The sequence below is a fragment of the Streptomyces sp. GbtcB7 genome (assembly GCF_019091445.1).
In the GTDB taxonomy this organism is placed as follows: Bacteria; Actinomycetota; Actinomycetes; order Streptomycetales; family Streptomycetaceae; genus Streptomyces; species Streptomyces mirabilis.
In genome coordinates this window covers 15543-39740 of the sequence record NZ_JAGXJM010000044.1, presented here as the reverse complement: position 1 = coordinate 39740, position 24198 = coordinate 15543, and the positions used below count along the sequence as shown (strand labels likewise).

At 70.3% G+C, this 24198-nt stretch carries 17 protein-coding genes and 2 pseudogenes; 12 read left to right on the top strand and 7 right to left on the bottom strand.

Going from position 1 to position 24198, the window contains the following annotated elements:
• Positions 1-15: 15 nt before the first annotated feature.
• The gene (locus tag KVT44_RS46140; RefSeq protein ID WP_217574170.1) at positions 16-939 is read right to left on the bottom strand and encodes an alpha/beta hydrolase family protein; all 924 of its coding nucleotides are present in this window, start codon (positions 937-939) and stop codon (positions 16-18) included.
• A 126-nt stretch (positions 940-1065) separates the two neighbouring features.
• Between KVT44_RS46140 and KVT44_RS46135 the strand changes: the two genes are divergently transcribed.
• The 3 genes from KVT44_RS46135 to KVT44_RS46125 all read left to right on the top strand — a co-directional run bounded on the left by KVT44_RS46135 (position 1066) and on the right by KVT44_RS46125 (position 3573).
• Positions 1066-1890, top strand: a complete 825-nt coding sequence (locus KVT44_RS46135) for an IclR family transcriptional regulator (protein ID WP_190174247.1) — start codon at positions 1066-1068, stop codon at positions 1888-1890.
• Positions 1891-2129: 239 nt separating this feature from the next.
• Complete coding sequence (locus KVT44_RS46130) at positions 2130-2975, top strand: oxidoreductase (protein WP_217574168.1); 846 nt, start codon at positions 2130-2132, stop codon at positions 2973-2975.
• Between the two features lie 43 nt (positions 2976-3018).
• Positions 3019-3573: a TetR/AcrR family transcriptional regulator gene (locus KVT44_RS46125; RefSeq protein WP_217574166.1), complete on the top strand. Its 555-nt coding sequence runs from the start codon at positions 3019-3021 to the stop codon at positions 3571-3573.
• 905 nt (positions 3574-4478) lie between these two features.
• On the opposite strand, the gene KVT44_RS46120 is transcribed toward KVT44_RS46125, so the two are convergent.
• Positions 4479-5846, bottom strand: coding sequence for a hypothetical protein (locus KVT44_RS46120; protein ID WP_308314302.1), 1368 nt, complete (start codon positions 5844-5846; stop codon positions 4479-4481).
• A gap of 653 nt (positions 5847-6499) precedes the next feature.
• Positions 6500-8470 (bottom strand): sigma-70 family RNA polymerase sigma factor, encoded by a 1971-nt coding sequence (locus tag KVT44_RS46115; RefSeq protein ID WP_217574164.1) that lies wholly within the window; start codon positions 8468-8470, stop codon positions 6500-6502.
• Between the two features lie 215 nt (positions 8471-8685).
• Between KVT44_RS46115 and KVT44_RS46110 the strand changes: the two genes are divergently transcribed.
• Positions 8686-9696, top strand: a complete 1011-nt coding sequence (locus KVT44_RS46110; protein ID WP_217574162.1) for a thaumatin family protein — start codon at positions 8686-8688, stop codon at positions 9694-9696.
• Positions 9697-9785: 89 nt separating this feature from the next.
• Here the strand turns inward: KVT44_RS46110 and KVT44_RS46105 are convergent.
• Positions 9786-9944 (bottom strand): annotated as a pseudogene (locus KVT44_RS46105) (ISL3 family transposase); the annotation flags it as partial.
• A gap of 145 nt (positions 9945-10089) precedes the next feature.
• Here KVT44_RS46105 and KVT44_RS46100 point away from each other — a divergent pair.
• The 3 genes and pseudogenes from KVT44_RS46100 to KVT44_RS46090 form a co-directional block, all read left to right on the top strand.
• Positions 10090-10468, top strand: a pseudogene (locus KVT44_RS46100) (heterodisulfide reductase-related iron-sulfur binding cluster); the annotation flags it as partial.
• A 100-nt stretch (positions 10469-10568) separates the two neighbouring features.
• On the top strand, positions 10569-10970 hold the full coding sequence (locus KVT44_RS46095; protein WP_217574210.1) for an HAD-IA family hydrolase: 402 nt from the start codon (positions 10569-10571) through the stop codon (positions 10968-10970).
• Positions 10971-11300: 330 nt separating this feature from the next.
• A complete protein-coding gene (locus KVT44_RS46090) occupies positions 11301-12332 on the top strand; it encodes a thaumatin family protein (protein ID WP_217574160.1) in 1032 nt (343 codons plus the stop codon).
• Positions 12333-12570: 238 nt separating this feature from the next.
• Here the strand turns inward: KVT44_RS46090 and KVT44_RS46085 are convergent, their stop codons facing one another.
• Together KVT44_RS46085 and KVT44_RS46080 are read right to left on the bottom strand one after the other, a co-directional pair.
• Positions 12571-12945, bottom strand: a complete 375-nt coding sequence (locus tag KVT44_RS46085) for a transposase (protein ID WP_308314301.1) — start codon at positions 12943-12945, stop codon at positions 12571-12573.
• 316 nt (positions 12946-13261) lie between these two features.
• Positions 13262-13573: a hypothetical protein gene (locus tag KVT44_RS46080; protein WP_217574156.1), complete on the bottom strand. Its 312-nt coding sequence runs from the start codon at positions 13571-13573 to the stop codon at positions 13262-13264.
• Between the two features lie 179 nt (positions 13574-13752).
• Between KVT44_RS46080 and KVT44_RS46075 the strand changes: the two genes are divergently transcribed.
• The 5 genes from KVT44_RS46075 to KVT44_RS46055 all read left to right on the top strand — a co-directional run bounded on the left by KVT44_RS46075 (position 13753) and on the right by KVT44_RS46055 (position 21031).
• Positions 13753-14694 (top strand): ABC transporter ATP-binding protein, encoded by a 942-nt coding sequence (locus KVT44_RS46075; protein ID WP_217574154.1) that lies wholly within the window; start codon positions 13753-13755, stop codon positions 14692-14694.
• Positions 14691-16046 carry an ABC transporter permease gene (locus tag KVT44_RS46070; protein ID WP_217574152.1) on the top strand — a complete coding sequence of 452 codons (1356 nt, stop codon included), beginning with the start codon at positions 14691-14693 and terminating at the stop codon, positions 16044-16046. Before KVT44_RS46075 ends, KVT44_RS46070 begins: the two co-directional genes overlap by 4 nt.
• Positions 16047-16050: 4 nt before the next feature.
• The gene (locus KVT44_RS46065) at positions 16051-18804 is read left to right on the top strand and encodes a bifunctional YncE family protein/alkaline phosphatase family protein (protein WP_217574150.1); all 2754 of its coding nucleotides are present in this window, start codon (positions 16051-16053) and stop codon (positions 18802-18804) included.
• A 455-nt stretch (positions 18805-19259) separates the two neighbouring features.
• Complete coding sequence (locus tag KVT44_RS46060; RefSeq protein WP_217574148.1) at positions 19260-20249, top strand: ATP-binding cassette domain-containing protein; 990 nt, start codon at positions 19260-19262, stop codon at positions 20247-20249.
• Positions 20246-21031, top strand: a complete 786-nt coding sequence (locus KVT44_RS46055; protein ID WP_217574146.1) for an ABC transporter permease — start codon at positions 20246-20248, stop codon at positions 21029-21031. Before KVT44_RS46060 ends, KVT44_RS46055 begins: the two co-directional genes overlap by 4 nt.
• On the opposite strand, the gene KVT44_RS46050 is transcribed toward KVT44_RS46055, so the two are convergent.
• Complete coding sequence (locus tag KVT44_RS46050; RefSeq protein ID WP_217574144.1) at positions 21012-24158, bottom strand: BTAD domain-containing putative transcriptional regulator; 3147 nt, start codon at positions 24156-24158, stop codon at positions 21012-21014. The two genes, KVT44_RS46055 and KVT44_RS46050, sit on opposite strands and share 20 nt — an antisense overlap.
• Positions 24159-24198 lie beyond the last annotated feature (40 nt).

Here is a 24198-nt window from a genome sequence, read left to right as displayed (position 1 = left end):
GGTGGTGGTGTCCGTTCAGCGGCCGAGAAGCTGGGGGACGCCGACTGCGATGGAGCAGCGCTCCGCGAAGCCGAGGACCTGCAGGCAGTACTCGTGGCCGACGATGCTGTCCGCGACGCCGTGCGCGGAGCCGGCGAAGAGGGCCGCGTCGACGTAGGGGGAACTGGTCAGCAACGCGGCGGCGAACTCGTCGACGAGGCCCTGCCGGACTGTCCACATGGTGTCGAACTCGCCCAGGCGGTAGTGGACGGGAACGGTGATCGAGGAGGCGACGCGCTGCCACTCCCGTACCCAGCCGCCGACGACCTCCATCCCCTCGGCCCGCAGCACGGGCTCCAGAATGCCGGGTATGGCGTGGAGGCCGAACTGATAGGGGGCCAGGGCCCACAGGGGCGGCATGGTCAGCTGGGCCTGCAGCTTCGTCATGTCGGTGCGTTCTTCGACGGCGCTGGAGCGCCAGGCGTTCACCACGTTCTCCCGCGGAAGCTGGCCGATGTCCGCGGCGGCCAGACCGAGCAGCGGCCAGCCGGGCTGGTCCTGCTCGCTCCACAGGGAGGCCAGATGCAGGCTGATGGCGGCCCCGATGGAACACCCGACCACGACGACACCAGGTGCGGTCTCGCGGTGCCGCTCCCACAGTTCGGCGACAGCCAGGTCGAGACGCTCCGCGTGGGCCCTCATCCCGCCCGTGTCGGAGTCGGGCGGGAAACCGAGCGTCTCGTTGCCGCCGTAGCCGGGACGATTGAGCGCGTAGGAAGGGAATCCGTGATGCGCGGCCCGCAGGATCTGGGAGTGGCCGGGAATGTCGAAGCTCTTCGCGGTGGCTCCCCCGCCGTGCACGAACACCAGCACGGGCATGTCCGTCGCCTCGTCAGGCAGTGCGGCGATCCCGGTCGTCTTTCCCTCGAGCAACGAGACGTCGCTGGTCAGAACTTTCATGGAGAACTCCTGGGCTGGGGGGCACGGCGCCGCGCGGGCACCGCCCGTGAACATGGCCCTAACCTAAGAGCACGTGCCATACAGAGGCATCAGGTATGCCATTGAGTGGAACAAAGGAGCAGGAACGTGCCTGACAGGACCTCGCCCGAACCATCCCCCCTACGGGGCCGCAGGCCCCCGCAGGGGGACGCGGTCATCGACAGGGCCTTCGCGCTGCTGGGCGCCTTCGACCCCGCACACCGGGTCCTGTCCCTGGCCGACCTGACGCGCCTGACCGGCATGCCGCGCAGTACCACGCTGCGCCTGGCCAGGAAACTGACCGGCACCGGCGCGCTGGAACGCCGCGAGGACGGCCGGTACACCATCGGCCTGCGGCTCCTGGAGATCGCCTCGCTGGCGCCGCGCGGCCACGGCCTGCGCGCCGTCGCCATGCCGTTCATGGAAGACCTCTTCCACGTCACCCGCCAGCACGTCCTTCTGGCCGTACGCGACGGCGACGAGGCACTGCTGGTCGAGCGGCTGTCCGCCCACGACGCCGACCCGGTGCTGTACCGCGTCGGCGGACGTATGCCACTGCACTCCACAGGCGTCGGCCTCGTCCTGCTCGCCGGCGCACCGCCATCCGTGCAGGACCGGGTTCTGGACAACCTCCCCGCTGAGGGGGCTGATCGGCGCACGCAAGGACCGGCAGAACTGCGCCGGGTCCTGGCCGAGGTGCGCCGCGGCGGATTCGCCACCGTGACACTGACCACCCCGTGGCCACGAACCTCCGTAGCCGCACCCCTCCACGGTCCCGACGGCACGGTCTGCGCCGCCCTGTCCGTCGTCGTACCCAGCGCAACCGCAGACCACAAATTCGTGACACCCGCCGTCCGTACCTGCGCGCGGGCGATTTCACGCGAGCTGTGCAGCACACCTTGCCAAGACAAACCCCACCCCTTCACCGGTTGAAACGGACAGCCGTCGCCCGAGGCCCGTGGAAGCCTGCCGGAGGAAGGTGCCGGCCCTCGACGCCCGCTGGCTGCGGACCCTTTCGTGTACTGTACGTACAGTAAATGAGAGGCATCGTGGCGTCGCTCGGCGCAGGCAGCTGTGTCCGCGCCTGGCTCGTCCCTCCTTGGCGGTGACCTGTCGTTCCGTCGGCTGAGCGGGAAAGCCCACTCCTCACTGCATGAAAGAAGCCACAGGCAATGAGTACTTGGATGGTTACTGGAGCCTCCCGCGGATTCGGCGCGCGGATCACGCGAGCCGCCCTCGAGGCCGGGCACGACGTCGTGGCCACCGCCCGCGATCCGCGGGCGGTCAGCGCTCACTTTCCCGACGCGGGAGACGCGCTGCTCGTTCTGCCCCTGGATGTCACAGACGAGGACCAGGCGCGGGCGGTCACCGCCGCGGCGACCCAACGGTTCGGCGGCATCGACGTCCTCGTCAACAATGCGGGCCGAGGCCTGCTCGGTGTGGTCGAGGAAGTTTCGGACGAGGCGGCCAGGGCGGTGTACGAGACGAATGTCTTCGGCACCCTCAACATGCTGCGCGCTGTCCTGCCGGGCATGCGCGAACGCCGCTCGGGCCACATCTTCAACATGAGTTCCGTCGGCGGCTTCACGGGCGCTCCCGGCTGGGGCGTCTACGCCTCCACCAAGTTCGCCGTGGAGGGCCTGTCCGAAGCGCTCGCGGCCGAGACCGCGCCGTTGGGAATCAAGGTGACCGTGGTCGAACCCGGCCTCTTCCGCACCGACTTCCTCGACGGCTCCAGCCTCCACACCGAGACGAACGTCATCGACGACTACCAGGCCACCGCGGGCGGCACCCGGACCTTCGCCGCGGACCGCAACCATGACCAGCCGGGAGACCCCGCCAAGGCGGCCCGCATCATCGTCGGCCTCGGCGGCAGCGAGGAGGCCCCGCTGCGCCTGCAACTGGGGGCAGACTGCGTGGCCCGGGTGGAGGACAAGCTCCGATTCGTGCAGAGCGAGCTGGACCAGTGGCGCGAGGTGGCCATGAGTACGGATCACGACGATGTCGCTGCCGGCTGAGCCGCCCTCCGCGGTGCCCGCGCCGGCGGTCCACCCCCGCAGCGTGCGTGCGAGAGAAGCGGTCCTGGCCGCGGCCGCTGAGCTGCTCGCCGAGGGCGGAATCGCGGCGGCCACGGTCGACGCCATCAGCGCGCGGTCGGGTGTGAGCAAGATGACCATCTACAAGCATTGGCCGTCCCGGACCGCCGTTGCGGCCGAGGCGTTCGGCCGCCGGATGGCCGACGCGATCCCGCTGCCGGACACCGGGGACGCCGCCGCCGACCTGCGTGAACAGGTGCGCCGCGTGAGCGCCTTCTACGCCAGCGACACAGGCCAGGTCTTCCGGCAGCTGCTGGCCGCGTGCGCCACTGATCCCGAAGCGGCCCCGTACTTTCGCACCTACTTCCTCCAAGCCCGCCGCGAAGCCATCGCCCTGCTGTGGGAACGGCTCGCCACACAGGGAAAGGCCCGTGCCGGCGTCAGTGCGGAGACGGCGACCGACATTCTCTTCGGCCCGCTCATCTTCCGCCTGATGAGCGGGCACGCCCCGCTCGACGAGGAACAGGCCGACGCGATTTCCATGGCGGCTCTGAACGGACTGATCGGCCCCGACACGTAGTCCACGCGGTCCATCGCCGCGCCGGACAGAGGAGACCACGTGACCGAGAGCGTGAAGGGGCAGCACCGCCTCCGTCGCCAGAGCGGACTCCGGTGACGGCGTGTCTGTCGGAGTTCGGTGCCGAGGCCGCGGTTCTGCAGCTCAGCCGGAGGTGCACTGCCTGGTCCGGTGGGCGTGGCCCTTGGCGACCAGGCTGTCGGCCGTGGTGCGCACCACGGTGGTCTTGATGGTGCGGTCGGGGTGGGCCCGGGCAAGCGCGGTGGTGATTTCCGCGGCGGAGCGTAGTTCGGGTCTGCTGGCCGAGGTGGTTGCGAATGAGCCCGGCGGGGGCGGGCTGGGCGGTTGCCTTGGCTGTCTTGTCAGCCGCGGTCTGTCGGACGGCGGGGGAGGAGAACCGGGGCAGCGCCACCGCAGGGTAGGTGAGCATGGGCGGCCTGTCCTGGATTGAGGATCACCCTTCCGCGCCCCGTTCACCGTCGCTGGGCGCAACAAGTGGGCATACGTAGCCCTCGCCGGCTGGGCGGCTGAACTGCACGCCAGCCAACACCGGTGCTCGTCCACGCCATTGGGACTGGGGCTTCAGTTGGCCTGACGTTCCGACACTCCGCCGCGAAGACCTGGACGACGAATAGCCGAGGCGGATCATGGCAAGAACGGGTGCCCCGCCGCTGCCACGAAGAACTTGCTGGCGGCGGTGGCGGTGCGCAGTGCCCCCGGATCTTGCCTTCGGTGCCGATGTCGGCGAGTGCGGTGAACATCGCCCGCCCGGTGGCATTTTTGATGTTGAGGGCAGCGGAGGTGCAGTGGCGCGCGAAGACGACCGGTTCCGGCGCGCTGTGGCCGGCGCGCCGGAACCGACATCACCTCGCTGTCACCTCTCTGGCTGGTGTGGTGAGCCGGAGACCTCAGGGAGCGATACCGACGCCGTCGATGAGGCTCCAGGACTTCTCCTGGGCGGCGGTCATGGCCGGCCAGACGAGTCCGCCCGGCCGTGCATTGACCCGTGAGGCGTAGGAGCTCGGGTGGAAGCTCGGGTCGTAGAGGCAGCCGGTGCCGTATGTACGATCGAACCGCGTGCAGGATGCCGCGATCGACTGGGGCGTCGGCTTCTTTCCGGTGCGCACCCACCTGTCCAGGGTGGAGATGGAGTTGGCGTACTCGGAGTTGCTCAGTGCGCTGTGCTCGCTCTCCTTGGTGAAGGTCTGCACCACGTACTTTGCCCGGTGCGCGCCTTGGAGGGTGGCTCGGTAGGCCGCCTCGTGTTCGACGAACGCCGTCGGGTCGTCGATCGCGTGGAGGGTGAGGACCGGGATGTCGACCTTGCCGGTGAGGTCGCTGTCATAGGACAGGTCCCGTACAGCGGTCGGGTCGGCAGAGAACCGCTCGACGCCGGCGTTGAGCGCCTTGTCGTCATGTGAACCGGAGTACCACACGCCCTGGTTGCTGAACGGATTGCGGTCGCCCAGCCGGTTGTGCACGATGTCGCGGAAGGTGAAGGTCGCGAACTGCAGATGTGACTCCAGGGTGCGCTCGGGGATCTTTGTGACGGCGAGAATGTCGTCGAGGTTGCGCTGCTGCAGCGCGGTCCGATCCTGCGGGGCGGAAGCGTATCCCGTGCATTCCTGCAGGCGGGCGCGGAGCCCGGCGGCTGTCATGGTCGAGCCGGCGCGCAGCCCTTCCCACAGCGGGTACTGAGGCTCGCTGGGACGGGGGTGGTTCTGGCAGTAGTACTGGTAGACCACACGCAGGTCGACCCGGTAGTCGTATCCGCGTGAGCCGCCGCCGAGGACGCCGCTGGTGAGCAGGGCTCCGTCGTACGGGCCGTTTTTCTTGCCGTAAAGTTCCACGACCTTGGCGGCGACGTTCCCGCCCCAGGACTGGCCGTGCACGTAGGTTCGCTTCGGCTTGCCGAACTCCTGGACGAACAGGCGGCGCAGGTTCTCGGTGTCGGCGGCCGCCATCCGGGTGCCGTAACCACCGCGACGATAGGACGAGCCGGCCCAGGCGTAGCCCTCGTCCACCATGACCGACCAGCGGTCCAGATCGTTGATGCTGCGGGCAGGGTCGGAGCCTTCGCCGAGGTCGGGACCGCCGTGGGCGTGCACGACGAGCGAGCCGTTCCATGTCTTGGGGATGGCGATCGCGTAGTAGGCGCCGTTCGCATCCTGACCGGTGTAACACGTGGCCCTTCCCGTCAGGCTTGACGGGCATGCGACGGATGCCGGATGGCCCGCGTCTGCATGGGCGGAAGATGTGCTCGTGAGTGCGCCGATGACCACCCCGGCAAGACAGGCGGCCAGCCCCACGCGGCGCTGCTTACCGGACCGGAACCATCTGGGGATGCGTGCGAGCGTGCTGGACCTGTCCAAGGTGCGGCTTCCTGTCCTCGTGGGCGCACCGTTGCGCCGCGAGTGGTGATGCTAAGGAGGCTGCAGCCGAGGGGCCACGCTCTTGATCATTATGTTCATAGTGTTCGCTCAGCAATGCGCTGACCCGCGGCCTGCAACGCTCAGCCGCCCGGCCCGAGCCCGCGGCCATACGCAGTCACACCCACCTCAACTCCAGCGACATCACCGCCATGCTGCACGGCATGGCCCTGCCCTCTCGTTTCAGGGGGTGGTGGTTGAAGGTGGTGTCCTGATGGCACTTCGCCTGGCTGACCTGCCTGTTGGCGATGGCCGGAGGCGTCTTCGACGGGGATCCCGATGGCTGTTTCGTCGCAGCTCGTGAAGATGCCGGACATCGGTGACCCCAGGTGCCCCCTTGGGGCATGGTGGATGTCCCGCGCGTGGGTCCACGGTGATGACACCGTGTTTTCGATCTTTGGGCTGCGATGAGCTGTGCCTGCGTTCCTCGGGTGGCGAGCGTTTCCTCCTCCCGGCCGGGGAAGTGCCGCCCCGGCCGGGGGTGTTCGTCGTGCCCCGGGTCAGTGCGCGGCCTGGAAGGCCCGGCCTGCTGCGGTCGTCGTCGTGCCGTTCGTGAAGAGGCCGCTGCTCGGCTTCGACGGGTCGGCGCCGAGCCCGAACCACGCATAGCGCTGGAGGTAGGGAAGGGAGTCGAGGGTTTTTGTGGACGCGGTGATGAAGGCGGCCTGCTGCGCCGGGGTGGGGAAGCGGGTCCCGTGGGAGAAGTCGATCAGCGCGTATTCGGTGAGCCAGATCGGCTTGTGGTAGCGCTGGTAGACGGACTCCAGGTACGACCTCAGCTGATCAACGGCCTGCGGGGTGCGAAAGTCCCCTCCATACCAGTGGAGCGTGATGAAGTCGACCCGGTACCCCCTGGCCGCAGCGCCGGACATGAAGCGGTCCAGCCAGCCGCCGGGGACGTCCGCGCCTGTCGCTACCGCCGGGCTGCCCAGGATCTTGCCGGCCTTCATGAGCCGCGGCCACAGCTCCAGCGCCTGCTCGACCGTCATGTTCGACTGCTGGGCCATGTCGGGCTCGTTGAACCCGAGCAGGTAGGGGCCGTGCGCGCGGGCCTGGGCGAGGGAGGCGTCGGTGACGGAGGCCGCTCCCCAGATCATGGGCACGAAGGTCGCCGACGGCGGTGTCGTGACGCCCGGATGCTGGGTGGCCCAGGTGTAGTACCAGCTCGCCCCGGATGTGGCGAGCGCCTGGCTCGCTCCGTTGAAGGACCACACGCCTACGCCCTTCTTGGCGGAGGAGATGACCTGCACCGGGGCCGCGGCCCCGGCGGTACGCGTCGGCTTGGAAGTCGGTGCCGCCGTCCGCGTCGGGGACGTGCTGGGTGAGGCGGACCGGACAACCGAGGGCGAAGGGCTCGGGGACGCGGTGACCGCCCGGGTGGGCGGGGCGGGCAGTGTCGTCTTCGCGGCAGGGGCAGAAGAACCAGGCGTCAGATGGGCCGCGACCAGTACGGCCACCGCGACCAGTGCCACCGCCGCGCCGCCGAGGACCGGCTTGGGGACGGCACGTGTCGCCCTTCGGTCGGGCCGGCGCGCCGGGCGTCTGCGATTCGCCCGATGGCTGCGCCCGACTCCCGCCGCACGCGCGGGCTCCGAGGAGCCGCCGGTGTTGGACGACAGCCCATGGTGGGTGCCGAGGTCTGAAGGGGGCGTACCGCTTCCGGTGACAGCGGCGAGCACGCGGGCCGGGTCGAGGCTGGTGGGAAGGGCGAGCAGGGGCAAACCGCTCAGCAGGCGGCCCATGGGGACCAGCTTCCGGTCCAGGCCCGCGCAGACTGGGCAGCCGCGGATGTGGCGGGCGAACCGCTTACGCCACAAAGGGCTTGGCGTGCCGTCCCACGTCGATGCGGTTTCGTCAAGCCCGGAGCAGCCCGGGGCGGCTCCCAGGCCGCGCACCACCAGACGTGAAACCTCCATCTGCTTCTTCATACGCTGCACACGCACGCTCGCGTGACGGGCTGACAGCCCGAGGGCGGAGGCGAGTTCGGCCCGCTCCAGCTCGCCGGTCTCCTCCAGCCACCACAGGGACAGCAGGTCCTGATCGTCCGGGTCCAGCCAGCGCGTGGCCTCGGCAACCTCACGGCGCTGCTCGGTCAGTCCGAGGCGCAGGATGGTCAGGCCCGCGAAGTCCAGCGCGGGGTCGGGTATCGCCTCCGCCTCTTCCAGGCGCGTATCACGGGTGCGCGCCGTGGCCCTGACACGTTCGCGGTCCCGTACCTGCCTGATGGTGATGGCTACAAGCCAGGACCGGAACGCGGAGGGTTCCTGCAGTTCCGGCAGTCCTCGCACCATGCGCAACAGCGTCTCCTGTACGACGTCGTCGACATCGGCGTGACCCTTCAGGGCCCTGCCGACGATGTTGTAGACCAGCGGCAGGCACTGAGCCACCAGATGATCCAAGGACTGTCGGTCACCGGCGCGCGCCGCCATCACCACCCCGGTGCCGGGTCCACTCCGGTGAATCTTGAGCATGTAGGTCCATTCCTCTGCGTGTGGGTCCAGCTGTGGCAGCTTCCCCGGCCCGCAGTCCGGACCGTGAGGACGCTCCCTTGAACGGAGACCGCCGGCGCACACGCGGACAACAGAAAGTTCGGCAGGGGGGATGTGAAATTTGTGTTGTCAGGCTGCCGCCGACACGGTCACCGATACGTGCGCACGCACCCGAAGAGCACGAGGAAGGCACAAGGATGGCACGAGGACGCAGTCGACACGGCGCGAGACCTCCGCGACACCGCTGGTGGTACGCCGGGGCAGTCGCCCTCGCGACGGCCGCCACGGTCCTGATCACCTACAGCGTCTGGTCACCGTCCGGGACCAACGGCAATCCCACGGCGAACCGGCAGGTCGCCGCCGGAGAACCCACGGCCACCGCGTCCCCGTTTCGGACGCCGAGAACCTCTCCCTCCCCGTCGACATCGCCGAGCCACAAGCCCTCTCCTTCCGCCACGGCGAGCGCGTCGGCGCACAGCGGGAGCAAGGCAGGGGGCGGGGCGGGCACGCCCGCGCAGCAGCCGTCGACCGCGCCGGCGGGCAAGCGCCTGATCACGGTCGTCAACCGCACCCAGAAGACGGTCTGGGCGGTCGTCACCAACACCTCGGTCTACCCGGAAGGCCGCAAGCTGGCGCCGGGCCAGAGCCTGTCGCTGACCGTGGCGAACAACTGGGGCGGACGCATCTGGGGCCGGACGGGATGCACCTCCACGGCAGCGGGGTTCTGCGCGACCGGAGACTGCACCAGCGTCTGCAACGGCCCCAACCCGCCCACCACCCTGGGTGAGTTCTCCTTCGACGCGTACGCCGGCATGGACTTCTACGACGTGAGCATGGTCGACGGCTCGAACCTGCCCATGTACATCAACATCTCCCACACCACGACCACCGACCCGGTCAGCCCCGCGGGATGCTACAAGGGCGTCTGCACCACGGAGGTCAACTGTCCCAGCCAGATGCAGGCCCTCTCCAACGGCCAGGTCGTGGGCTGCAAACCGCCGTGCGCAGCGTTCGGCGGCGACACATACTGCTGCCTCAACAAGTGGGCGGGCCGCGAACACTGTGTCCCCTCGAAATGGCCGGTCGACTACACCCAGGTCTTCAAGAAGGCCGCACCTTACGCCTACTCGTACGCCTTCGACGACGGGGCGACGATGCCGTGCAAGGGCGCCTGCTACTACCGCGTCACCTTCGGCACCACCGGCTAGCCCCGCACCCTCAAGGCGGGCCGGCCGCTGTGAAGGGGTGTGCACAGCAAACGGCTTTGTCGCACTTTCGGTGGTGACGGAATGTGAGGTCACGCCAAGAGGATGCGGTGGCGGGGGATCGGGAAGCCGGCTCGACCGTACATCTGCCGCGCGATCAGCTTCCTCTTGGTGTTGACGCCCTCGGTGGGGCCGTTGCCGTAGGGGAGAGCGAGCCCGGCCAGGACTGCCTCGCGGTCTTGGCCGAGGCCGTTGAGAAAGGGGACCGGCTCCCCGTCAGGCCGGGGCCGACCACGCTGAGCGCGACGACCGGCTGACCACCGACGAACGCGAGGAACTCGCAGTTGGGTTGCGCGCACGTCGGCCGTCCACCGGCACGTCTGCCACGATCCGCTCGTGGTAACCATTCGCCCGGCTGCGGCGATCGCCACGGTCACCGTCCTCGAACGGCTCGGCGTCGAGGTGGACTTCCCCCTCGAGCAGACCTGCTGCGGCCAGCCGCAGTACAACACCGGCTACCGGCCGGGAGACCGAGCCGCTGGTGCACCGCACGGCCAAGGCGTTCGACGGCTACGACTACGTGGTGGCCCTGTCGGACTCCTGCGTGGCCATGGTCCGCGACAACTATCCGCGGCTCGGCGCAGCACGCGCCGTCGCCGAGGGACGAGGCAACGAGCCGGCCGACCAGGCCCGTTCGCCGGTCGGCCGGGTCCACGAGTTCACCGAGTTCCTGGTCGACATGCTGGGCGTGACCGACGTCGACGCCTACTTCCCCCAGGCCCACGCGTCCAGCACCCGGCCGTGCTGCTGATGCTCGAACGGTTCGGCTCTCCCGACCCGCTGAGGAAGGCCGGACGCCGCAGGCTGGTCGGCATCTGCTCTTCTCGGGTGAACTCGGCGTGGCCAAGCCGGACCCGGATGTGTGCAGCGTCCTGGCCGAGCAGCCGGGCGCCCGGCCCGCGGACTGCCTCTTCCTGGACGACCGGCAGGAGAACGTCGACAGCGCCCGCCGGGCCGGGCTCCGCGCGGAACACTGGAGCGGCACCGGCACCGGCACCGGCACCGGCACCGGCACCGGCACCGGCACCGGCACCGGACGGACCGGCCGGAAACCGCTACCGGGTGTGCTCGGCACCGTCCCGGTCCCGTCCCGCCGCACGCCGGCCAACCCCCTGAACGTTGATTTTTCGGTCGCGGTGCCACCGGACCACGGCCCGTTTGGCGGTGGAGTGTCCCCGGGCCTCACCTATTGCCCATGGGGACGATCGTTCGGGTGAAGCCTCATGGAGCCTTTCGCCGCGTAGGCGACCGCCCTTCATGACCACGCACACGTTCAGCCCCGGCCAGGATCCGCCGGGGCTGTGTGCGTCATGGGCCATCGGCCGGAAGGGCCGGGCGAGCTCCTCCGCCGGCTGCCGGCCCAGTTTTCGTTGTCCACGACCCCACACGTCGTCTCCTGAATGTAGGCCTCCGCCGACCCGCCATGACTCGGCGGTGCGCGGATGCGGACAGGACAGAACAGAACAGGAGAAGTGAACATGGATCATCCCCCGCCGTCGAAGCGCCGACGGAGTCGGCCGACGGGTGCTTCCGGAAGGCGAAGGCGCGTGCCACGGCGCCCGTTGACCGCGCGCGGCGGCGTACGCGCGGCCGGTGCGGCCGTCTTCGCCTGCCTCGCATTGACGACAGGCGTGCTGCTCGCCCGCACGCAGACGGACACCGGGCCGGGAGGGGGCACCGTCTCTGCCGACCGGCCGTCCGCGCCGCGCACGGTAGGTGCCGGGGGAGCCTCCCTGCCCAGTGCCTCCGCCAGTGCTTCCGCCAGTGCCTCTGCCTCGCCGCGGCCCTCCGCTTCCCCGAACGCCCTTCCGTCCGCCACGGTCCGCGCTTCGAAGTCCCCCACCGTCAAGAAGCCGTCGGCGCCGGCGGCCGGGCCCGGCGAACGGACCATGACGCTGGTCAACCGGCTCGACCAGACGATCTGGCCCGCCATCGCCGCAGACCCCGTGCACCCGGTCAAGGCCACGGGCTGGGTCCTGCCGCCCGGCGGCAGCCTCAGCTTCACGATCCCGGACCACTGGGACGTACGGGTGTGGGCGCGCACCGGCTGCGACTTCGACGCTGCCGGCAACGGTCACTGTCTGACCGGTGACTGCGGGCACTTCCAGTGCGGACGGACCTGGGGCGAGTTCCCCTCAACACTCGCCGAGTTCAACCTCAACGCCTGGACCGGCATGGACTTCTACGACGTCAGCCTGGTCGAGGGCAACAACCTCCCGATGTGGATCAACAGTTCCGGCGGCACCTCGCACGACAAGATCGATGCCAACGGATGTTCGGCCGCGGGCTGCACGCGTGACGCCAACGCTACGTGCCCCGCAAAGCTCCAGCGCATCCGTGACGGCCATGTCGTGGCCTGCCTGAGCGCCTGTTTGGTCTTCAAGACGGACCGAACCTGCTGCACCGGCCCCAACGCCGCCCGGCCGCAGTGCGTTCCCTCGTCCTGGCCCGTCAACTCTGCCGCAGTCTTCAAGAAGGCGGAGCCCTTCGCCTATTCGTACGTCAATGACGACGAGACGAGCGTGCTCACCTGTTCCGGAGAGTGCGACTACCGCATCACATGGGGAGTCACTACATGACCTACCTTCAGCGAGGAAGAGAGTGACAGGCTGGTATCGAGTGACGTCCGATGCGGCCCCCGTTCTTTGACAGCTCGGTCATGTCACAGGGATGCGATCTGCGTCGGCCAACGGGCCGTTCACGGCTTCACCAGCTTCCCGTCATGACTCCTGCATCGTGACAGAGGCCGGCCTGTACTCCCGCGAGGCATGCCATCGCTACCTGGACGGGGGCCTTGGAGAGCGTCTGTGAACTGGGTCAGCGGGTGGGGCGGTTGCTGAGCTGCCAGGTGGCGACGGTCCAGATCACGGCTTCGCGGGCGGCTGGGAGGGTGTCGTAGTCGCGTACGAGGCGGCGGAACTTGGTCAGCCAGGCGAAGGAGCGTTCCACGACCCAGCGGCGGTGGAGCAGGACAGAGCCCTTGGTCTGGTCGGGGCGCTTGACGATCGCCACGGCCAGGTCCCAGATCTTGCGCGCGTCGCGGACGAACCGGCCTGTGTACCCGGCGTCGGCCCACGCCAGGGTGATCGTGGAGAACGTCTCGCGCAGCGCGGCGGTGATGCGGAACGCACCGTCGCGGTCCTGCAAGGAGGCGGTCGTGAGCCGCCAACCGGCCTGGGGGGGAACACTTATGACGCTTCGTCAGCGTTCTGGGTTCACCCATGCTGCCACCCTTCAGGGTGAGCCGCCGGGCGGCATCGAGCCTCCGGCGGATTTCCGGGCGGCGTGTCAGTCCGGGGATGTACGCCTTTGGGCTCTGCCGGCTGTGTTCGGCTCCGTCCGGCCCGCTGTCCGTGGCGTACTTGGAGCGGGCCCGCCCGTCGGGCGCCCAGTGCGAGTTCGGCGTTCGGAGTCCAGCCGAGGGAGGCGAGGACCTGGGCCGCCACCTCCTCGTGGCGCCGCTCGCGGTCCGGCGCGCCGGCTGCGAGCCCGGGCCCGCGCAGGCGGTTCACGCCGTGGTCTCCAGGCCGGAGCGGCCGCGGTGGCTGCCCTCGTCGCGGTGGACGTGGTCGGTGACGACGATTTTGAGCGTCCAGTCCTCCTGCGGGTACGTGACCCGGTCGCGAACCGCCGCGAGCAGGCGGCCGGCGCGGGCGTCGGTGACGGCAGGCACCACCGCGCTCTTCCACTTCGGCAGGCAAATGCGGCCGGCCGCCGGGGGCAGCGCCGGACCGGCCGCCTTCGGCGCCGTCGCCACGTCCGCGCAGCGCGCCGCGGGCGGCCGCTTCGCTCGCCGGCAGCGCACCGAGACGCGGGCCACGGTACTTCGTGTGGACCCGGTGCCTCCTGAGTTGCCCAACTCTGGCTCGATGTTGGCCATTTTGTGCACCCGGACTTGCCGACGCCTTGACGATCCGTTTCCTGGACGTTCAGCCAGCCGCCTGTGCCTGCGTTGTGTGCCGTCCCTAAGGTCCCTGAGTGTTTCGGAAGAAGGGGCTCATGGACACACCTCTCGCAGTTCAGGCGCGCGGGATCACCAAGTGTTTCGGTGACGTCGTGGCACTCGACGGCGTCGATCTGGACGTGGCGCAGGGCCAGATCCACGGCCTGGTCGGACCGAACGGCGCCGGCAAGACGACGCTGCTCGGTCTCCTGCTGGGCCTGGCCGTCGCCGACAGCGGCCACCTCGAGATCCTGGGCACGCCGCTCAGGCGCGCGCTCGCCGCCCCCGACGGCGTCGCCGGCTTCGTGGACGGACCCGGCCTCTACCCCTCGCTCACCGCCCGGCAGAACCTCGCCGCGCTGGCCGCTCTGCGAGGCCACGACGCGCGGACAGCGGGGGTCGACGACGTGCTCGACCAGGTCGGGCTCACCGATGTCGCCGACGACCAGGCCCGCGGCTTCTCCCTCGGCATGCGCCAGCGGCTCGGACTCGCCGCCGCCCTGCTCACCAAGCCCCGGCTGCTGGTGCTCGACGAACCCTCCAACGGCCTCGACCCGGCCGGCAAAAAACACGTACACGGTGTCCTCACCCGGCTCGCCGCGGACGGAACCAGCGTCGTGCTCTCCAGCCACCGCATGGACGACCTCCAGGCACTGTGCTCCGAGGCCACCATCGTCGCCACCGGACGGGTCGTCTTCTCCGGCCCGCTGAGCAAGCTGGCCGCCGAGAGCCGCGAACTCGACTACCGGCTGCTCACTTCCGACCCGCAGGCCGCCCGCCGGCTGGCCCTCGACATGGCCGCAATCCGCGTCGTCGACGACACCGGGACACGCCACGACGCCGAGGCGCTCGTCGTGCGCGCGCCGGTGCCCGCCCTCGACGAACTGGTGGTGCGGCTCGTACAGGCGGGCATCGCGCTGCGCGAGCTCGCCCCCCTGGTGTCGCCGCTCGAAGCCGCGTTCCTCGCCCTCACCGAGCAGAAGGAGACCGGCCGGTGACCGCGACCCTCACCCACGACAACGTTGCCGAAACCCGTCGCGTCTCCGTTCCGCGCGCCTACCGCTTCGAACTGGTCAAGCTGGTCTCGCAATGGCGGATCCGCCTGCTGGTCCTCGCCTGCTGGATCGCGCCGGCGCTCTTCGTCGCCGCGGTGAGCCAGCAGAGCACACTCCCCTCCGACACCCTCTTCGGCCGCTGGATGCACGCCACCGGGTGGGCCGGAACGCTGGTGATGCTCGGCTTCGCGGGCACCTGGGCGCTCCCGCTGCTGACCTCGGTGGTCGCCGGCGACGTGTTCGCCTCCGAGGACCGGCTCGGCACCTGGCGCCACCTGCTCGTGGCGGTCCGCTCACCCAGGCGGATCTTCGCGGCGAAGGCATTGGCCAGCCTCACCGTCATCCTGCTGCTCGTGGCCGGACTGGCCGCATCCAGCACGGCCGGCGGGATCGTCGCGGTCGGCAACCAGCCGCTGGCAGGCCTCGACGGCCACCTGCTGAGCCCGGCGGACGCCGCCGGCAAGGTCCTGCTCGCCTGGATCTGCGTACTCGCCCCGACCCTGGCCCTCGCCGCGATCGGACTGCTCGGGTCCGTCACTTTGGGGCGCTCCCCGATGGGACTGCTGCTGCCCGCGCTCGTCGCGCTCGCGATGCAGCTCGCCCAGATGATGCCGCTGCCCGTCGCCGTACGCCTCGCCCTGCCCAGCTACGCCTTCATCGCCTGGAACGGCCTGTTCACCAGCCCCATGCAGCTCGGCCCGCTCCTGATCGGCATCGTGGTCAGCCTGCTGTGGGCCGTGACCGCGACCGCGCTGGCCTACGTGCTTTTCCTGCGGCGCGACTTCACCAACCCGACCTACGACGGCTCGGGGCGCCGCGCGGTCACCGCCGCAGGCCTGCCGCTCGCCGCTCTGGTCGCCGTGACGGTCGCGGTGCTCGCCTCGGCGAGCGGGGCCTCGGGCTCCGGGATCGAGCAGGACAAAGTGCAGCGCTCGGTTGCCACGGCGTTCGCCCACCTCTATCGCTTGCAAACCGAGCAGCTCAACCGCCCCGCCGTCACAGAAGCGCAGTTGAAGGCCACGGCGACGTGCGACAAGGGCAGCGTCAAGGTCGCCGCCGAGGGGCCGGGCAACGACTGGCGCTGCGTCGTGTCCTGGCATCTGCCCGGCATCGAGGTCGTGGGGACGGCGATCTACCAGCTCGACCTCACACCTGACGGTCGTTTCATGGCCGACGGCGACGGACCGAAGGAAGTCAACGGCTACTTCCTGGTCCGCACCCCGACCGGGGACGCACCCAACCCGCTGTGGCAGTTCGACGGCAACGTCGACCTGCTCGCCACCCCGAAGGGATAACTCCATGCAGGTAGCACGGCAGCGTCGGAGCAACGAGAAGGAACAGATCAACCTCTTTGGCAGACGCGTCGGACGCCGGAGCACTCTGGTAGCGGCGGGCATCGCTGTGGCCCTCGCCGTCACGGGCACCGCTGTTGCCTCGACAAGCCAGTTCGCCACCCAGCAGGTCGGCCAGATCACCGCCAACGGCCAGGTCATCTCGAGCGACCAGTACATCGCCCCGTACGGCAGCCGCACCGTCATCAACAACGGCAAGATCATGTCGTCCTCGGTCAGCCCGGACGGGGGCCATCTCGCGGCCTCGGTCACCGACGGCGACGCGTCGCTGGTCGTCATGGACCTCAAGACCGGACAGGTGCAGCAGCGCGTCGGCACCGCCTCGACGGACGACCTGCGCATCACGAGCGGCGCCGTCGGCCAGGAGGGCCCGACGTACTCGCCCGACGGTTCGCAGCTGTGGCTGGGCCAGAGCGACGGCTACACCAAGTTCACCGTGAATTCGGACGGAACCCTCTCCAGCCCGACGACCATCTCGATCCCGGCCGACGGCTCCAAGCACGCACTCGTGGGTGCCGCGGTGTTCTCGGCCGACGGCTCCACCGTGTACTGCGCGGTCAATGGCCAGAACCGGGTGGCCGCCATCGACGCGGCGACCGGGACCATCAAGCAGAGCTGGGCCGTTGGCAACGCACCCCGTGGCATCGCCATGGCCGGCAACAAGCTCTACGTCAGCAACGAGGGCGGGCGCCCGGCCAAGGCCGGCGACACCACGATCAACTCCTACGGCACCCAGGTCCCGGCCAACCCGCAGACCGGTGCCACCACCACCGGCACGGTCAGTGTCATCGACCTGGCGGACCCGACCGCAGCCGTCGGGAGCATCGACGTCGGTCTGCACCCGACAGCCCTGTACGCCAAGAACGGGGCGGTGTTCGTCACCAACACCGCCGACAACAACGTGTCGGTCATCGACACCCGCAAGAACAAGGTCGTGCAGACCATCGCCACCCAGCCGTGGCCGGAGGCGTCGGTGGGCTACGAGCCCAACGCGGTGACGCTCACCGACGACGGCCGTCTGCTGGTGACGCTCGGCCGCGCCAACGCCGTCGCCGTCTACCGCTACAAGTCACCGCAGGAGCCCGCCAGTTACGTCGGCCTGCTCCCGACGGACTACTTCCCCGCGGAGATCACCACCGTCGGCAAGAAGGTGATCGTCTCCAACACCCGCGGTATCGACGCCCGCCGCCCCACCAGCAAGGCCGGACACGGCACCCACGACACGACGTCGAGCCTGACGCAGTTCACGCTGCCCGACGACAGCGTCATCAGGTCCCAGACGGGCAAGGTCTTCAAACAGAACGGCTGGACGCGCGGCTCGGTCTCGCTGGCCCATGGCAAGGGCAACCAGAAGCCGGTGCCGGTCCCGGCGCGGCTCGGCGCTCCCTCGACGATCAAGCACGTCTTCATGATCGTCAAGGAGAACCGGACCTACGACCAGGTCTTCGGCGACATGCCGCAGGGCAACGGCGACCCGTCGGTGACGCAGTTCGGCGAGAACGTGACGCCGAACCAGCACGCGCTGGCTTCGCAGTTCGGGCTGTACGACAACACATACGACATCGGCACGAACTCCGCCGAGGGTCACAACTGGCTGATGCAGGCCGACGACCCGGAGTACACCGAGTCCTCGGCCGGTGAGTACACGCGCAGCTACGACACCGAGGACGACGCTCTGGGCCACCAGAAGTCCGGCTTCATCTGGACCGGTGCGCAGGCGGCCGGGAAGTCCGTCAAGGACTTCGGCGAGTTCCAGTCGTTCGAGAGCAAGCCGGCCGGTGCGTCCTGGCAGAACCTGTACTGCGACACCAAGAACATGGAGGCGACCGGGCAGGACACCGCCTACCCCATTCAAACGGGCTCGGCGATCCCGTCGCTCAACAAGGTGTCGGTGCCCGGCTTCCCGCTGTTCGACACCAGCGTCCCGGACGTCTACAAGGAGCAGATCTGGAAGCAGGACTTCGAGAAGAACGGTCCGGCGAACCTGAACATGTTCTGGCTCTCCAACGACCACACCGGTGGCCCGGCGAACGCGGCCGCCCAGGTCGCGGACAACGACCTCGCGGTCGGCCGGATGGTCGATGAGATCTCGCACAGCAAGTACTGGAAGGACTCGGCGATCTTCGTCGTCGAGGACGACTCCCAGGCCGGCCTCGACCACGTCGACGGCCACCGTGCCCCGATCCAGATCATCAGCCCCTGGGCCCAGCACGCCGCCGTCGACAGCCACTACTACTCGCAGATCACGATGATCCGGACCATCGAGCAGATCCTCGGGATCCACCCGATGAACCAGAAGGACAGCGCGGCCACCCCGATGCGCGGGGCGTTCACCCGGCAGCCCGACTTCACGCCGTTCAAGGCGCTGCCCAACCGGACCTCGCTGACCGACGGCCTGAAGACCCCGCCCGCCTGCGGCGTGGACACCCCGGCACCGCAGGACCCCAGCGCGGCGCCCGTGCCCTCGGCCAAGGTGCCGGCCAACAAGCGGGCACTCGCGGCGACGTGGGAGGAGTGGAAGACGCACCAGCGGCTGACCGGGCCGGGCGCCATTCCCGACTTCGCGAACCCCGCACAGATGAACCACTTCACCTGGTACCAGACCCACGGATGGACCAAGCCCTACCCCGGTGAGGACAAGATCTTCGCGCCCAAGGACGTCCCGGGCGCCTACATCCCCTCCTCGGAGTCCGACGGCTGACGCAGACTCACCGCGTCAAGGGGCCCCCGGCCGGCGTCACCGCCGTCTGGGGGCTCCTTCTGTCTCCCGCGCGGCACATAGAGGATGTGGACTCGAACCACCGACGTCCGCTCAAGCACAGGACCGCCCACCAGACAGAAAACACCCCGCGCGGAACGCGAGCCGCCTCTCCTGCCGCGGCCAGGAGAGCGCCGTGACAGATGCCGGATCCGGACGACGACCCGCAGGCAACCCCAACGGCCGCTCGCCCAGGCCGCGTCGGTACGAGCCGTGCACACCTCCCGCCCCCACCCGGCAGCCCGGGCACAGGCCCGGCCCACCGGGGCGCGGCGCCGGCCGCGCTGAGGCCGCAACAGCAGGGAGGCAACAGGACATTGCGCCTCCGCCGCCCGGTTCCAGGGCGCTGAAACCATCGTGAAACCGCGCTGAATGCGCCCTGCCGCAACCTCCTCGGCATGACGACAACGACCTCGCACTCACTCGCCATCGCGGCCAAGGGGCTGCGCAAGGCCTACGGCGACAAGACGGTCCTCGACGGCATCGACCTGGCGGTGCCGGTCGGCACGGTCTTCTCCCTGCTCGGCCCGAACGGCGCCGGCAAGACCACCGCCGTGAAGATCCTCTCCACCCTCATCACCGCCGACGCCGGCGAGCTGCGGGTCGGCGGTCACGACCTCGCCGCCGACCCGCAGGCCGTACGGGCCGCGATCGGCGTCACCGGACAGTTCTCCGCCGTCGACGGCCTGATCACCGGCGAGGAGAACATGCTCCTCATGGCGGACCTGCACCACCTGTCCAAGCAGGAGGGGCGCCGCGCCGCCGCCGAACTGCTGGAGCGCTTCGACCTCACCGAGGCCGCGAAGAAGCCCGCCTCCACCTACTCCGGCGGCATGAAGCGCCGCCTCGACCTCGCCATGACGCTGGTCGGCGACCCGCGGATCATCTTCCTCGACGAGCCGACCACCGGCCTCGACCCGCGCAGCCGCCACAACATGTGGCAGATCATCCGCGAGCTGGTCTCCGACGGCGTCACCGTCTTCCTCACCACCCAGTACCTGGACGAGGCCGACGAACTCGCCGACCGCATCGCGGTGTTGAACGACGGCAAGATCGCCGCCGAAGGCAGTGCCGACGAGCTGAAGCGGCTCGTCCCCGGCGGCCACGTCCGGCTCCGCTTCACCGACCCCGCCGCCTACCAGTCCGCCGCCGTCGCCCTGCGCGAGGTCACCCGCGACGACGAGGCACTGGCGCTGCAGATCCCCAGCGGCGGCAGCCAGCGCGAACTGCGCGCCATCCTCGACTGGCTCGACTCCACCGGCATCGAGGCCAACGAGCTGACCGTGCACACCCCCGACCTCGACGACGTGTTCTTCGCCCTGACCGGCCCCACCACCGTCCCCACCCAGCCCAACCAGCCGAACCAGCCCAAGGAGAACGTCCGATGAGCGCCCTCTCCCTCGCCGTCCGCGACTCGAACACGATGCTGCGCCGCAACCTCCTGCACGCGCGCCGCTACCCGTCCCTCACCCTGAACCTGCTGCTCACCCCGATCATGCTGCTGCTGCTCTTCGTCTACATCTTCGGCGACGTGATGAGCACGGGCATCGGCGGCGCCGACCGCTCCGACTACATCGCCTATATCGTCCCGGGCATCCTGATGATGACCATCGGCGGCACCGTCATCGGGACCGCGGTGTCCGTCGCCACCGACATGAACGAGGGCATCATCGCCCGCTTCCGCACGATGGCGATCCACCGCGGGTCCGTGCTCGTCGGGCACGTCGTCGGCAGCGTGCTGCAGTGCATCGCCAGCGTGGTCCTCGTCGGCGCCGTCGCAGTCGCCATCGGCTTCCGGTCCACCAACGCAACCGCCCTGGAATGGCTGGCGGCGTTCGGCCTGCTCGCGCTGTTCGCCCTGGCACTCACCTGGATCGCCGTCGGGATGGGCATGGCCAGCCCGAACGCCGAGGCGGCCAGCAACAGCGCGCAGCCGCTGATCCTCCTCCCGCTCATCTCCAGCGCCTTCATCCCGGCCGACACGATGCCGGGCTGGTTCCAGCCGATCGCCGAGTACCAGCCGTTCACCCCGGCCATCGAGACCCTGCGCGGCCTGCTGCTCGGCACCGGGATCGGCAACAACTGGTGGATCGCGATCGCCTGGTGCGTCGGCCTGACCGTGCTCGGTTACCGCTGGTCGACGGCGTCCTTCAACCGCGACCCGAAGTAGCGGCCATGACAGCGCGGGCCGCCTCCCGCAACTCGTCCCGCTCCAGGGCGGCGTACCCCGACACCGCGTCGGCGTACGCCGCCCTGTCGGCGACTTCCGCCGCCTTCCGGGCGCGGTCCGCCGACATCGTCGGCTGGAACTCGCGCATCACCCCCAGCCGTTCGGCCAGCGCGATCATCCGTACGGCATCGGTGTCGCCGGACGCGAGCCCCGTCATACCGAGGGCGTGCAACACCGTGCCGAACAAGGGGAGTTCGGAGGGCGAGCCGACCGGATCGCACAGCAGCGTCCGCAGCCGCTGCCGCAGCCGGTCGACCACCTCCGCGACCAGCCCGAGCCGGCCGGCATGCGCGTGCGCCGTCACCGCCACCGACTGGATCAGGAACGCCCACGGGTCGAGCCGGGCGTCGCCGCCGCGCAGCGAGCCGGCCGCGAGCATCCGCTCCACAGCACCGCGCCACAGGCCGAGCCCGACCTCCGTCAGCCCGCGGGCGAGCGCGATCTCGGCGCGCCCGCCGAGGTCGGGCCGGTAGAAGTCGTCCTCCTGCGGGGTGTTGTCGCTCTCCGCCTGCCGCAACCAGTCCTCGGCCTCGTCGGTCTCGCCGCGCTGCAGACAGGCGAGAACCAGGAGCGAGCGGATGCTGATGTAGTCGTGCCCGTCCCCGAGCCGCGGCAGCACCTTGAGCGCCGCCTGGAGATGCTCGTACGCCTCCTCGCCCCGCCCCGTGCGCAGGCACAGCTCGCTCAGCCGGGAATGCACCATCAGCTGCACGGACGGGTTGTCGACCGCCGCCAGTCCGGCGACCGCCCGGCGGGCCGAGACGAGCGCGCGGTCGATGTCGTGCTCGAACTCCCAGACGTAGCAGGCGACGCACTCGGCGATGCCGGAGAGCAACGGCTGCGCGCTGCCGCCCTCGCCCTCGCCCTCGCAGAGCCTCCGCAGCACGTCGTAGCCGGGAGGCCGTATCTCGGGGATCGCGCTCAGCACGATCGCGGTGGCGCGCATCAGTGTGTCCGGCGGGGCCGGAGGCAGCCGCCGCAGGGTGACGAGCTGGCGTACGGCGCGCGGGCCGGGGCCCATGAACACGGTCGCCGTGCCCAACACCGCGGCGGTGCGGGCGACTTCGACGTACTCGGGCCCAGGGTGGTAGTGCGACAGCGGCGGGCCGGTGTCCGCGGTGATGGCGGCGAGGCGGGGAAAGTTGGTGCCGGTGGACCACAGACTGGCGAGGACGGCGGTGACGGCGGCGGTGGCGGGGTTGTCCGTACGGGCCAGGGCGTGCCGCAGCGCCAGCACGAGGTTGTCCTGCTCGGCCTTGATCCGCTCCCAGGCGGCCTGCGCATCCGAGCCGAAGAGCGCGTCGTGGTAGGCGACCCCGAAGTCCCGCGCCCAGGCGAGGAGCCGGCCCACGGCCTCCTCGTCCCCGCCCGTCTCCGCACGCCGGGCCGCGCTGAACTCCCGTACGGTCTCCAGCATCCGAAACCGCACCCCGGCCGGGGTCTCGGCGACGGTGAGCAGCGACTGACCGGCCAACTGCTCGAGAAGCAACAGCGCATCCTCGCCGAGGACCCGCTCCGCCGCTTCACCGCCAAACCCCCCGGGGAACACGGACAGCGTGCGCAGCGCCGCCCGGGCGTCTTCCGCGAGCAGGTTCCAGCTCCACTCCACGACCGCGTGCAGCGTGCGGTGACGCTCCGGCACACCCCGCACCCCGCCGCGCAGCAGCGCGAACCGGTCACTGAGGCGGCGGCCGATCTCCGGCACCGACAGCACCCGCACCCGCGCCGCGGCCAGCTCCACGGCGAGCGGCAGCCCGTCGAGGTGACGGCACAGCCCGGCCACCGCGTCCGGCGGCAGCTCCACGCCGGGCCGCGCCGCCCGGGCCCGCTGCGTGAACAGCTCGACGGAGACGCCGAGACCCAGCTCCGGCAGCGCGTACACCGCCTCCGACGTCAGGCCCAGCGGAGCCCGGCTGGTGGCCAGCACCCGCAGGTCCTTCGAGGACGAGACCAGCGCCTGTACGAGGCCGGCGGCACCGGCGATGACCTGCTCGCAGTTGTCGAGGACCAGCAGCGCGGACCCGGAGCCGAGCACACCGAGGATGCCGGACACCGGGTCGTGACCGCGCACAGCGCCGGGCCGCCCCTCGCCCGCGCCGAGCGCGGAGGCCACCTCCGCGGCCACGTCCTCGTCCGCCGTGACACCGGCGAGCGGCACGAAATACACCACGCGCTGCTCGGCCCGGCGGCTGACGGCGTGCGCGAGCCGGGTCTTGCCGAGGCCGCCGGGGCCGACGACGGTGACGGCGCGGGAGGCGCACAGCAGCCGCTCCACCGCCGCGACGTCCTCGTCCCGGCCCAGCAGCGGGTTCGGCTCGTGCGGCACACCGTGCCGGACCACGGGCGACTCGCCGCGCAGCAGCTCCTGCTGTACGGCCTTGAGCCCGGCGCCCGGATCCGTGCCGAGCGTCTCGCGCAGCTCACGCCGGTACGCCTCGTACCGCATCAGCGCGGCGGACGGGCCCGCCGTCGCCGCCTCGCCGCGCAGCAGCTCGGCGAGCACTTCCTCGTCCCGCGGATGCTCCGCGGCGGCCACGGCCAGCGGCCCGGCCGCCTCCGCATGCCGCCCCAGCCGGGCGAGCGCGAGCGCCCGCGCGCGTACGAGCGCGTCGCGGACCGGGGCGCGCTCGGCGCGCAACGCGGCCACGGGGTCGTCGGCGCTGCCGGCCCCGTCAGGAGTGCCCTCCCACAGCGCGAGCCCGGCCTCGGCCGCGGCCAGCGATCCCGCGTGGTCCCCGGCCCTGGCCCGGTCCGCGCCGGCGGCGGCGTGCAGCAGCAGGGCGGAGCTGTCGACCTGGTCGTCGGCGAGCGCGAGCCGGTATCCGGCCGGGGTGCTCGCGAGGACGCCGGCGCCCAGCTGCGCCCGCGCCCTGGACACGAGGACCTGCACCGCCTTTCCGGGCCGCTCCGGCAGCTCGTCCGGCCACAGCCCGGCCACCAGCCGCTCGGTGCTGCATCCCGAGCGCAAGTCGCCCGCCAGCAGCGCGAGGAGACCGCGGAGCCGGGGCGCGGTGACCTCCTGCCCGCGATAGGCGACACGTGGCAGCAGGGTCAGGTCGGTGGTCACCCGTGCAGATTAGCCAAGGCCCCGGCCGCCGGAACTCCCG